Here is a 12,012-nt window from a genome sequence, read left to right as displayed (position 1 = left end):
ACTACCCGGCCGCAGGCGCCTCTTCCTGCATCCATGGGGACATAATCCGGCGGATCTTTGAGTAGCCCCTATTTTTCTAGACGCCTTCTGCTATCAAAATCTGCTGCCGTTCGAACTGTGCGGGTGACAGCATCCCGTTCCTGGCCCGCTTGCGAACCGGGTTGTAGAATATCTCGTCGTAATCGAACACGTCCTGCCGGGCCTCATCGCGTGTTTTGTAGGTCCGGCGCCGAATGCGCTCACGCTTGAGCGAGGAAAAGAAACTCTCGACCACCGCGTTATCATGGCAGTTGCCACGGCGGCTCATCGAGTGCTCAAGATTGCGAGCCCGGATGAAGGCCGCCCAGTCCATGCTGGTGAACTGCGAGCTCTGATCCGAATGGATCAGCACCCGCTGCTTCGGCTTGCGCCGCCATACCGCCATGTGCAGCGCTTGCAGCACCGCATCGGTGGTCTGCCTCCTCTGCATCGACCAGCCCACCACACGGCGGAAATAGAGATCGATCACGACAGCCAGATAGGCAAAGCCCTCCCGGGTGCGGATGTAGGTGATGTCGGTCACCCAGGCCCTGGTCAACCGGGCAACACGGTACGGACAGCAGCTCTCGCCCTGATCCAGCAGGTCGTCTTGCAATTTGCGGTAGCGATAGACCTTGCCGCTGTCATTCTAGGCTTGTCGGATCAACTCGGTCTGCCGGCCATCTTCCTGGGCTCGCTGGCGCCTCTTCCAAGCATAGAAGCCGCTGGGCTGGATGCGCAATCACCGAAAGATCGATCGAACCCGGAACTGGTCACGATGCTCGGCAACAAAAGCGTATTTCACTTTGCATCCCTGGCGGAACGAAGTGACCACAGGTCAAATACGCGGTGGCTCTCCTAAGAAACAGCCATATCTGGCTCCGGCCGCAATTCCTGGAGCGAGAAGCCGAACACCTTGGCGCGGCGCTCGAGATTGCCGATTACCCGGCTGCAATACCGTTCTTCATATTGGGTGGCGCCGGGGTCGTGGTACGCCATGCCTTAGCGCAGCCTGTTGTAAAACAGGACGGCGATCTTGCGGGCGGTGGCCGTGACCGCTTTCGCCTTTCCCGCATGCGCTGATAGCCGCCGATAAAACGTGCCCAGCGCGGTGTCGCTGCAACCGATCGTGGTGGCAGCCAATCGCAAAAGTGCGGCTGCGCGGCTCGATGAGCGCCGTGTTTTCGAGGAGAACAAATTGCCACCCGATATCTTGTTACCCAGCGCCAGGCACAGCCACGAGGTAAAACTCTTTGAGCTGGGCCATGCAGCGAGGTTGGTGCCGCACTCGCCGACGAGCCTCAGCGCCAGAGAAGGGCCAATTCCATGGATCTGGGTCAGGTCTCCGCCCAGCATTCGGTAAAATGCGGACCGAACCTCGAAGTCAGGCGTGTTCACCTGCTTCGTCTTGTGCCGGGCTCAGGAAGGTGACGGACATCGTGCCCCTTGTCTGTCTGCAGTACCGCAAGTTCTGCCTCCAGCTTGCTATGGCATTCAAGAATTTTAGTCTGGTAAAAGTCATACAGAGCCAGCGATTGGCAGAGCGCGAAGATATGCTCATCCCGCCAGTTCCCTGACAAAGCCGCACAGACTTTCTCGACGGACGCATGACACCGGACATCCGGCATTTCCGCCAGCGTACTGGGCGAGCGCTCCGCAACCACAATGGCGCTGATGCCCCGCATGCCGGTTGCGCCAGTGATGTCGGAGACGACGTGATGGAGTTGCACATTCATCTCCATCAGCGCTTTCTGCATATGCTGAATATGTGATGCGGTATATTCGATCAGTCGCTCGCGCTGTCGTAAATAGGCCCGCATGGTTACAACGCCTGCTACCGGACGGAAACTCCCTCGCAACAGCCCATTAGCTGCGAAGGCGCTGCAACCAGGCGGCATCAATGACATCGGTTTTGCGGCCGGGCACATTCTTGGCTTAGCGCGCATTGACGAGGATGACGTGAAAGCCGTGCTGTTCCAGCACTTCGTAGGCTGGAATCCAGTAAGCACCGGTGGATTCCATCGCCACGCTGGTGACCCCGCATGCCTTGAACCAGCGGGCCATCTCATGCAGGTCGCCGGTGAACGTGCCAAAAGGGTCGCACGGAATTATCGTCTGCCTGCGAATTGATAGCCGCCATATGCATGGTCGAACCGATGTCGATGGCAGCGGCGCCTAGGTTCACCATCGCCAACGCGTCCGCGCCCGAGGGGTTTGCTTCTGTCATTCCACGTCCTCCTCCAGATCGAAAGGGTATAGGCTATGCCAACCGTCATCTTCCTAATCAGGATCGCCGCAGCACGACGTCACCCCTCTCAAGTACGCAAATGCCCGCGGGCCACGTTTTTTAACGGGGTGTCATGCCTCCAATAAGCGATCGGCCGCGCCCCTCCTGGCCCATACATAGCATGGCCCATTTCTAGCCCACACAGGCGGGCGCCGCCTGGGACCATTTTTTAGTATATCGCGCTCTTAGGTCACCCGGGCCAACTCGCGCTTCAACTGGCGGACCTCGGCATCCTTGCTGGCATCGCCAGGCACCACCTTCGCCAGTTTCCGCTTCCATGCGTACAGCGAATGCTGACTGACGCCGAGCCGTTCAGAAATCTCCGCTACCGGATACCCGCGCTCGGTTATCTGGGCCACCGCATCACTCTTGAACTCATCGCTGAAATTGGGCTTCCACATCGTCGTCTCTTGTCCTCAAAAGCAGGATAGAAGGCGTCTAGAAATCTAGGGGCTACTCAGGGCTGCGTGCCCCGCATTGTCGCCACAGGCATGTGGGGCCGAGACGAAGCCGAAACCCTGCGCAAGCTCCATAAATGGAACCAGCCCATCCATCGCGTTCGTGCCCGGATCGAGAAGATCTTCGAGACATGGAAGCGCTGCTACGGCCTGCGTCGAATGCGATGGCGAGGTCTCGCCAAAGCCGCCGTCCAGGTCCACCTCACTGCCATCGCCGACAACCTCAAACGCACCATGAACATTCTTGCGGTAGCAGTGTGAAGACCAATACCAACCCGCTCAGGACCGCGGGCCAAGCGACTCAGATCCCGGAAACGTTCCCTAATTTCACCGCGATACGCTCGCCCGCGCACAGGTCTCATAAGCCGGTTTAAGGCCGTTATCCGCAAGGAATTGTGTTGACAGGGATGCTTCGACTAGGGAGAAACTCCCCGCCTTAGTCATTGGATATGTTGTCGATGCAAAAGCTCGTTCCCCATTATGTGGAAAAACCATGGGGCCGAACCGACCTACCGTCGATCTTCGCAGCTGCCGCAGGCCGCCAGATCGGCGAAGTCTGGTTCGAAAGCGCCGACGGCCGCGATCTACCTCTGTTGGTCAAATATATTTTCACCGGCGATCGCCTGTCGATCCAGGTCCATCCGAACGACGCGCAGGCCATCGCCAGTGGCCTGACACGCGGCAAGGAAGAAATCTGGTACATCCTCGACTGCGAACCTGGCGCGACGCTGGGCATCGGCCTCATCGCCCCCATGACGCCGGACCAGTTCCGCGCCGCCGCGCAGGACGGGTCGCTGGAACAGTGGATCGACTGGAGGCCGGTCAAGCCGGGCGACTGTTATTTTATCCCGGCAGGCACTATCCACGCCATCGGCGCATGCATCACGCTCGCTGAAATCCAGCAGAATGCCGACGTCACCTATCGCCTCTATGATTATGGTCGCCCGCGCAAACTGCATCTGGAAGAAGGCGTCGCGGTAAGCCGCCTAATCCCCTATGACCGCGCCCTGACACAGGCGCTGCCGGGCAGCGAAGCTCGGTTGATCGGCGATGATGAAGCCCCCTTCTCGCTCGACCTTAGGCACTGGAAAAAGGACCAGAGCGTCAGCGTGCCGAAGGGCAAGCAGATGTGGTTCACGCCCTTGAGCGGCGCAGGCACGGTTAATGGTCTGTCGTGGGAGGAGGGCGACTGCCTGCTGCTGGAGGGCGATTGTGCCTTCGTCCTGACGGCAGGACCGGTCTCAGCCCTGCTCGCCATTCCGCGCTGAGGAGGCGCGCGGCGCCATCGTCTTGGACAGGACGACGGTTGGTCGCCGACATTGGGCAGAGGCACATAAAGTGGTGGCCTCGCCTCTTTAGACAGTTTGGCGGCTAGAGCATCGAGCGTTTAATCGGAACCATAGCCAGCGGCATTAAGGAAGTTGGAGCATTCCTCTGGCGTGTAGAGGTCGCAGATATTGCCGACGGCGCGCCAGAGATCGTCGATTGTTCGGGCACCGATGCGCCGGAGATGTGCTTTGAGCTTGGCGAAAGCCATTTCAATAGGGTTCAAATCCGGGCTGTAAGGTGGAAGGAAGAGGAACCAGGCTCCTCGCTTCTTGAGGATTTCTGCGGCCTTGTCGCTTTTGTGGCCGGGGAGGTTATCGAGAATGACGACGTCGACCGGATTGAGTACCGGCGCGAGTTGCGTCTCGACATAGGTTTCAAAAACCTGCTTGGTCATAGGCTGGTCTATGATCCAGGGCGCCGTTATGCCGTCGCAATGTAGGGCCGCGATAAAAGTCTGGGTCTTCCAATGTCCAAACGTCGCGCGTGCCTTTAAGCGCCTGTTCTTCGGGGCACGACCGCGTAAACGGGTCATCTTCGTCGTCGTTGCCGTTTCGTCGATAAAATAAAGCCGGTGCCGCTCTTCGCGCATGCGCGGCTGCCGGTCCAGTCGCCACCTCCGGCGTGCCAGACTGACATCATTGCGTCCGCACTCCGACGCCATCAGCTATTTTTTATATCGGAAGCCAGCTGAAAGGAGGATCCGGGACAAGGAAGCGGGGTGCGCCTTCAGCCCGCTATTTTGCTCCAATTTCTTTGCCAGTTCCGGCATCGTGATATCAGGTTGCTCGTCCACCCAGCGGATCAATGTCGTCAGGTACGCCGCTAATTTCCCCGCACCTGGCGGTCGGCCTTGCGGTGCCGGTGCCGCTGATCCCGTCTTCGAAACCCGCTGCACAAGCTTGATCGCGCAACTCGGACTGACTCCAAAACGGCGGGCGGCTTCACGCCGCGAGTACCCCGCCAAAACATGTGCCGATATCCGTTCTCGAAGATCGCTCGAATAGGACTTACCCATGTTCCACCTCCGCCAAGAAATGAATCATGGATCCGCAAAAAAGGAAATCTCCAGCGCGATTCCCATTTCAGGTTCGATGCTCTAAATTAAGCTGGAGACCCCGGAAAAACCGGGTAATTTCGGGCTGGCTTGGCGACGTTAAGGCTTCGCGGCGCAGCACGCCAGGCCAGTACCTTGCGGCTCGTCCAGTCCATGATAGCCACCAAATAGGGATAAATCCGATGCTCGGGATGCGGATCGATTGTGCGAGGATGCTTGTAAATTGCCGTCAGCCCCATCACCGCCGGCCCCGGCGACGGTCGGTCGCATGGCCCAAACGCCGCAAATGCTGCGTCTTCCGATGGCTGCCATACCACGGACATTCCATGAACGTCTCATCGATAACCGTCACCAGCGCCACGCCGTTTTTCGGCACCGGCGTGTAATAATAGGACCACCGGCTGATCGACAGCAGGCGGCACTACATCGCGCTTGAAAGGTGCTGGTGTGCCGGCTCGATCTTCGATCACCTCTACCCCACACTCATCGACCGGAGGCTTTCGCCAAAAAGTTCCTTTCCACCAGCAATTGCCCGATCTTGGCGTGCAACTTCTCGATTTCCGCCTCACTGGCAGCCTTCGAGCTCTGATCGCCGTTATTGAAAAGGCTGGCCATTCGATCCATCGCCTGCCGGTTCCATGCACCGATCATCATGTGGTAGATGCCATGCTTGGCTGCCAGTTCCGCCAGCGTCAGATCGCCACGGATCGTCTCCATCGCAACCTTCGCCTTGAAATCCGCACTGTAGCCTTCCTCGTCGTCTTGATTCCCGTCCATTCCTGCAGGTCGAGATGAGCTTAGCACCCTATCCGAATTCCCGGCACCACCTTATAATCCGCGACCTGTTCGCGCTCGATAATGTTATGCAAGAAACTAATTACAAAGGAAAATACGGCAATCTCCGTTTAAGTCTGCCGTCGTTATGGAAAAGCCAAGTCTTTCCAACATGTAAAAATACTAAGCGCAAACACCTGTCCAACTCGCTGTCTCATTTTCGGCAGAGAGGAAAACGATATTCCGCATATAATCAGGCCGGTACTTTAAAATCCCGCACCAGCGCCAGCGTCTGTTCGTTAAGCGACGCCGCCCGCTCCACGCTGTCGCTTTCGGTATAGCAGCGCAGTTCCGGCGCATTGCCGCTCGGCCGCAAGTGGATGATGTCGCCGCCCGCAAAATGCATGCGCAGGCCGTCGGTCCGGTCGATCCCGTCCGCCTCGCCCGCCATCGAACCGAACATCGCTGTCAGCCGCTTCAGGATCGCGGCTTCGTCACCCTGCTCCAGATGCGCGATCAGCGCCTGGCTCTGCTCCGTAGGATAATTTTGCAACCGCTCGCTGAACGTATAGCGTTCGGGCAATTGCGCCTGTAGCGCCGAAAGCGTTACGCCACGTCGACGCGCATCGATTAACACCGACAGGATCGGCAGCACCGCGTCTCGCGTCGGCAGCGCACCTAATATCTTCCCGTCGATGTCTATCGGCGCCCCCAATAGGAAGCCGCCATTGGCCTCATAGCCACACACGCTTCCTTGCCCTTCGCTTGCTAAAGCGTTCATTGCTTCGATCACAAAGGGTGACCCGATCCGCGTCCGCCGCACGGCCGCGAACAGCCTCGACAGCTCAACCGCGCTGTTGCAGCTGACCGGCGTGGCGATCGCTGCGATGCCCAGCGCCCGCGCGCTCAATATCCCCAGCACGTCGCCACGCATCCAGACGCCCTGCTCGTCGGCCAGAAGCGGCCGGTCACTATCCCCATCGGTAGACAGGATCGCGTCCAGCCCCAGCTTTGCCGCCCATTGCCGCGCCAGCACCTGATCTTCAAGCCGAACCGCCTCGGTATCAACGGGAACGAAGCGATCGGACCGGCCCAGCGACACAGCCGTGCCGCCCAGCGCCTCGACCAAGGCGACCAATATGTCGCGCCCGACCGCCGAATGCTCATAGACGCCCAGCTTCAGTCCCACCAGTGCCTGCGCTTCAAAAACATCGACATAGCGCGCGATATAGGCGGTAGAAACATCGATCAGCGGCTTGGCAGGCGCCGCGTCCCTAAGCATGCCCGTATCGTCAAACAGATCGGGCAGATCCACGCTCTGCGCCCGGATGGCCAGTTCGTCGGGTTTCAGCACCTCGCCATCTGTGCGGTTGAATTTAATGCCGTTGCGGTCGTCAGGAATGTGGCTGCCCGTCACCATCAACGATGGTATGCGCCGGCCGAACCCATAGACCGCCACCGCAGGCGACGGCACGAACCCGCAATAATCGACCTCTCCTCCCATATGCCGCACAGCCGCGGCGCAGGCCGCCATGATGCGCGGACTGGACGGCCGCAGATCACCCGCGATCGCCACATGGGCGCCAGGCGCGAACTGCCCGATGGCGCTCAGATGTTGCAGAAAGGCAGCGGTATAGGCGAAGCAGACCCGGTCTGTCATTGCGCTTACCAACCCGCGCGCGCCGCTGGTGCCGAAAGCAACGCCCGATTGCGTCATCAGGTCGGCGATGGAAACGGAGTAGGTCATAAATCTCCTGGAGGAGCCTTATCCACGCGGCCTTGCGACGGATATCAGTTGCCAGAGGTTGCGGCCGTCAGGGCCTTGATCGCTTCGGTTACCTTGCGCACCTTCTGGGATTCGCCGCGCTTCAGTATCATTATCTCACCCTGCGACACGACCACGATCAGATCGTCGACGTCGACCAGCGTGACCCGTGGCCCGTCGCTATGAACCAGGCAATTGCGCGCGCCTAGCAGCAGGGCGTCGCCACGCACAACATTTCCATCGGTGCAACGCGTGCTAACCGCATGCAGAGAATCCCAGCTGCCGACATCCGACCAGCCCATGCTGACAGGCACGCAGGCAACCTGGGTTTCCCGCTCCATGATCGCATAGTCGACTGAGTCTGATGGGCAGGCGTGAAAGGCCAAGGCGTCGGGGAAGATATGTGCCCCGTCCCTCTTCGCCTGTTCCATCGACGTCTTTACTGCGGTCAGCATGTCAGGTTGATGCTTTTCCATCGCGGCCAGATAGGCGTCGGCGCGAAACAAGAAGATGCCGGCATTCCAGGCGTGATTGCCCTCTGCCAGCATCCGCTCGGCATTGGCGACATCAGGCTTTTCCACGAAGAGCACGACCTCATGCACGCCATCCCCGCAAAGATCGCCCGTCTGGATATAGCCATAGCCGGTTTCCGGGCCATCGGGCGTGATGCCGAACGTTACCAGCCACTCCTTGGCGACGAGTGGCAGGGCGCGGGCAATCGCGTCGTGAAAAGCAGGTAGGTCATTGATGACATGATCGCTCGGCATCACAAGCAGCGCGTCGCCCGGCTGCGCTTCCAGCGCGGCAAGGGCGATGGCAGGCGCGGTATTGCGGCCTATCGGTTCCAATATGACGTTATAATCATTGATGCCGCTCTGCTTGAGCTGTTCGTCGATAATGTCGGCATGCGCCGCATTGGACACGAGGATCGGACGACCGACCGACGCGGACGCAAAGCCGTGCGTGCGCACGGCGGTCAGTTGGAGCATGGTTTCGTCTGCCGTCAGGGGCAGCAGCTGTTTGGGGCGTTCAGGCTTAGAAACGGGCCAAAGTCGAGTGCCGGATCCGCCGGATAGGATGACGGGAACGATATTTATAGGATCGTTAATCATATCTCGCCTGAAGTAAGTAGATTATCGTGCCGTTTTGCGGCGCACCCCCGCAATCGCTTCGCGCTTCATGGGCGCAAAGCCTATGCTTGCCAAGGCATAAAAATGGACGGTTGGCAGACTTTTTACAAAAATAGGAGGATGTTTCGATTCACAGGAAAATTGTGTCAAAATGGATCCGCAGTGCACAGCAGCTATCACTTCAGCTTACCCATGAAGTTGCTCGTCAACCTACTGGCTCCGGCAATTTATTGCTGATCGCCTTGGGAACGGGCTGAGCCGGGCCGATCAGGACATTGCGCTTCACCCGCGCACTATCGATGGAACCAATAATATCGGGCTGCGCCCCTTCTCATACCACATAGCTGGTGCCATTGGGAATAGTGACGCGGATATGACGATGGTTGGAGGGCACGCTGCACGCATGAACCAGTCCTTTTAACATCGCCGCCGAACAAAAATGTACGCTAGCTGTCTGGTTGCGACACATCATTGGGACATAATAAGTAGCGCTATCGCGGATTACGCGTAGCGCTTTGCCGTTTTTGCTGATCAGGTTTCGTGATGGTGCAGATACATCCCCAAGCCCGAACCAAGCCTGTTGTGCGGGCGGAAATCGCTCGTTCTAGCGAGTTCGCCAATGTTCTCGCAAAGCGCTGTGGCATCAGCGACGACACTGTTCGCAAGTGGCGCAGACGCAGCGAGCAGGCGGTCCAGGATTGCTCAAGCCGGCCTAAGCGCCTGGCTTGGTGCATGACTGAGGAAGAGCGCGCCATCATCTGCGCTGTGCGCAGGTCGACTGGCTTCGCCCTGGATGATCTCACCTTCGTGCTCCGGTGCTTCCTGCCACACCTCAATCGCGACAGCATCTATCGGGTGCTTAAGGCCGAGGGTCTCAACCGCCGCCCACCCCAACCCACGACTCAGCCGCGCAAAGGGCAAGGCCGCTTCAAAGACTATGATCTGAGCTTCGTGCACATCGACGTAAAACATCTGCCCAAGCTGCGCACCGCGGACGGTGAGATCTGCAAGCGCTTCCTCTATGTGGTCATCGATCGTTGCTCACGGTTCGTCCATCTCGACGCCTACGATGCCGAGGATGCCGCCAACGCTATCACCGTTCTCAATGCCGCCAGGAAGGCTTTCCCTTTCCGCATCACCCATGTCCTGACCGACCGGAGATCCTGCTTCGCCGCCGACAATTTTGAACGCTCTTGCGCCAAGATCAAGGTCAGTCATCGCAAGACAAAATCCTATGCACCCCAGGCCAATGGCATAGCCGAGCGCTTCAACTGCCGCATCACCAGGGAGGTGCTGGGCATCAACGTCGCCGGCCACGCGGATCTCGAAATCCTGCTGGCGGCTTCAACCGCGCCTACAGTCGACGAAGACAGCGCGTGCTCTAAGGCAACTCACCACGCCAGAAGATGGAGGAGCGGATCGCGCAGCACCCCTGCTCAGAAATCCTCTTAACAAGCCCACGGCGCGAGATGATCTTATGGCCAAAGTCGACGACGTCCAATATTGTGCCAATGATGTGTCGCAACCAGACAGCTCGTTACGCTACATGTCGATCCGCGCTAGTTAAGCTTGTTGTTCCACGCGGTGCTGGCGCGGCCGATCACGCAGTCGATGCTAGCAAGCTGGCGCTGGCACGAGCGCATGGCGACCCGCGGTCTCACTGAGCCACGCCCGTGTGAAGCGGGGCAGCATTTGATCCACGCAGCCGCACCGGAAAGCTGGAGCGCGATCGTCGCCACGTTGCCATTGTCGGATGCCAATCGGAAAACATACAGGCATTCAGAGCGAAGCGCCGATGCGATGCACGATCAAGGTCAAATTTGAAAGGACAAGTCAATTTCGATGAGGGTCGCTATCACGAGGGAACGTCATGTACTGTTTCAGCGTAAAGTCGCACATGAACCGGAACGGACACTCAATGAAGCCAGTCATTATAGCAGGCGTCGCGGCCCTCACCGCTACCGCAGCGGTGACGACGGCTCCATCAAATGAGAATGCCTCAGCGCCAAAGGATTCCAAGCAATCCGTAGCGAAGCCACAACATCCCAGACTAGGAAAGCTGTCCATTGATGGTACTCGAGCTGTCACCGAACCAGGCTGCAATGCCACATCCTTTGCTCAATTACCCGACGACCCCAGCCTGTTCATTGGGCGGAGGCTGATCACCGCTCAAGGCAAGCTGGCAGGTGTGTCCGGCCCAAATGACTGCAGCGGCGGGGATCCAGCTAACGAGGCAAAGGGGCACCCCTTCAACCGTTGGGGCCTCGTACTTGACCGGTTCGACTGGAAGGCGCGCCGCTTCAACGACACCACCGCGCTTCTCGATACCTCAATCGACCCCCGCACTGGCCAATCCGGTGCACTGGTGACTGGCGGCCCAATGCGAGGCATCCGCATTCGTTCGGCCTATGATCCCACCGTCGCCCCCCTTGGCAATACGACCTATGTCGCTTTCGAATGCACGGTTGAAAATGGTAAGAAGTTCGATGTCGAACAAACATCGTCCTGCATCAGTGTTTATGACACGCGAACGGGTAAATTGGATATGGGCCGGACGTTCGTGATCATCGGCGGTATACAGAAAGGGGCTGTTAGCGAGGTTGCGGCGGTGCCACGCTTGCTCGGCTTCAAAGGCCGCCTTTATCTGTATTGGTCGGCACTGACGGTAGAAAAGTCCGTCATAACCAGATCCACCGTTCGCGGTGTCGAACTGACTATCAGTGGCGACATCCTAAAGGTTAAGGGAAGCACAGGCATCGCGCGACCGTTCGATCCGCCATCAATAGAGGTCTGGTCGCTTGGCCGTGACGACCTTAGTAATGGGATCGCCAACCTCATGGGTTTCTGGGTTAATGGCGACACGATCATTGCTTTCGCTGCTTTAGGCGGAAAAAACTGCCACGATCCTCTTGCCAAGGCTCGCGGTTGCTATCGCCTCGCCGCAAGGCGAAGCACTTCGCCACTCGGTCAAAATACATTCGGAGGCGGCGTTGATGTCGATCTTGGGCTGCCTACAAATGCTCAGGAGTATGCCGCGCCGGTAATTGATCCTCAAGGTCGCCGCTGGTTGATGGGCCATTTCATCCGTCCGCCCGCTAATGGATTTGCTGACCTCACACCTGCTCCGTCAGGCAATTATTGGCGATCAAACAAGCGTCCATCGGCATTGGTGATGATTCCTCTAGCCCCTTAACGAA

9 protein-coding genes and 5 pseudogenes are annotated in these 12,012 nt (G+C 58.5%); 4 read left to right on the top strand and 10 right to left on the bottom strand.

Annotated features, from left to right (window positions below; genetic code table 11):
• Positions 1–76 precede the first annotated feature (76 nt).
• The 6 genes and pseudogenes from E5554_RS03080 to E5554_RS03070 all read right to left on the bottom strand — a co-directional run.
• A pseudogene (locus tag E5554_RS03080) lies at positions 77–838 on the bottom strand (IS3 family transposase); the annotation flags it as partial.
• Between the two features lie 38 nt (positions 839–876).
• A complete protein-coding gene (locus E5554_RS23180) occupies positions 877–1,017 on the bottom strand; it encodes a hypothetical protein (RefSeq protein ID WP_210729799.1) in 141 nt (46 codons plus the stop codon).
• A gap of 3 nt (positions 1,018–1,020) precedes the next feature.
• The gene (locus E5554_RS23175; RefSeq protein ID WP_210729798.1) at positions 1,021–1,416 is read right to left on the bottom strand and encodes a transposase; all 396 of its coding nucleotides are present in this window, start codon (positions 1,414–1,416) and stop codon (positions 1,021–1,023) included.
• Positions 1,413–1,838, bottom strand: coding sequence for a hypothetical protein (locus E5554_RS23170; RefSeq protein ID WP_210729797.1), 426 nt, complete (start codon positions 1,836–1,838; stop codon positions 1,413–1,415). Before E5554_RS23170 ends, E5554_RS23175 begins: the two co-directional genes overlap by 4 nt.
• A 115-nt stretch (positions 1,839–1,953) precedes the next feature.
• A complete protein-coding gene (locus E5554_RS23445) occupies positions 1,954–2,082 on the bottom strand; it encodes a hypothetical protein (protein WP_281729018.1) in 129 nt (42 codons plus the stop codon).
• A 411-nt stretch (positions 2,083–2,493) separates the two neighbouring features.
• A pseudogene (locus E5554_RS03070) lies at positions 2,494–2,706 on the bottom strand (transposase); the annotation flags it as partial.
• A gap of 66 nt (positions 2,707–2,772) precedes the next feature.
• Here E5554_RS03070 and E5554_RS03065 point away from each other — a divergent pair.
• Both E5554_RS03065 and E5554_RS03060 read left to right on the top strand, forming a co-directional pair.
• Positions 2,773–3,024 (top strand): transposase, encoded by a 252-nt coding sequence (locus tag E5554_RS03065; RefSeq protein ID WP_210729796.1) that lies wholly within the window; start codon positions 2,773–2,775, stop codon positions 3,022–3,024.
• 191 nt (positions 3,025–3,215) lie between these two features.
• On the top strand, positions 3,216–4,031 hold the full coding sequence (locus E5554_RS03060) for a class I mannose-6-phosphate isomerase (RefSeq protein WP_136188237.1): 816 nt from the start codon (positions 3,216–3,218) through the stop codon (positions 4,029–4,031).
• Between the two features lie 119 nt (positions 4,032–4,150).
• Here the strand turns inward: E5554_RS03060 and E5554_RS03055 are convergent.
• The 4 genes and pseudogenes from E5554_RS03055 to E5554_RS03040 form a co-directional block, all read right to left on the bottom strand.
• A pseudogene (locus E5554_RS03055) lies at positions 4,151–5,107 on the bottom strand (IS630 family transposase).
• Positions 5,108–5,259: 152 nt separating this feature from the next.
• Positions 5,260–5,923: pseudogene (locus tag E5554_RS23225) on the bottom strand (transposase); the annotation flags it as partial.
• A 250-nt stretch (positions 5,924–6,173) separates the two neighbouring features.
• Positions 6,174–7,667 carry a phosphomannomutase gene (locus E5554_RS03045; RefSeq protein ID WP_136185943.1) on the bottom strand — a complete coding sequence of 498 codons (1,494 nt, stop codon included), beginning with the start codon at positions 7,665–7,667 and terminating at the stop codon, positions 6,174–6,176.
• A gap of 44 nt (positions 7,668–7,711) precedes the next feature.
• Positions 7,712–8,797 carry a mannose-1-phosphate guanylyltransferase/mannose-6-phosphate isomerase gene (locus E5554_RS03040; RefSeq protein WP_136185942.1) on the bottom strand — a complete coding sequence of 362 codons (1,086 nt, stop codon included), beginning with the start codon at positions 8,795–8,797 and terminating at the stop codon, positions 7,712–7,714.
• Positions 8,798–9,358: 561 nt separating this feature from the next.
• On the opposite strand from E5554_RS03040, the pseudogene E5554_RS03035 reads away from it, so the two are divergent.
• Both E5554_RS03035 and E5554_RS03030 read left to right on the top strand, forming a co-directional pair.
• A pseudogene (locus E5554_RS03035) lies at positions 9,359–10,382 on the top strand (DDE-type integrase/transposase/recombinase).
• 351 nt (positions 10,383–10,733) lie between these two features.
• Positions 10,734–12,008, top strand: a complete 1,275-nt coding sequence (locus E5554_RS03030; RefSeq protein ID WP_136185941.1) for a hypothetical protein — start codon at positions 10,734–10,736, stop codon at positions 12,006–12,008.
• The last annotated feature ends 4 nt before the right edge of the window (positions 12,009–12,012 follow it).

Origin of the sequence: Sphingobium sp. PAMC28499, from assembly GCF_004795815.1 — a bacterium.
In the GTDB taxonomy this organism is placed as follows: Bacteria; Pseudomonadota; Alphaproteobacteria; order Sphingomonadales; family Sphingomonadaceae; genus Sphingobium; species Sphingobium yanoikuyae.
This window is presented reverse-complemented; position numbering and strand designations above follow the sequence as displayed.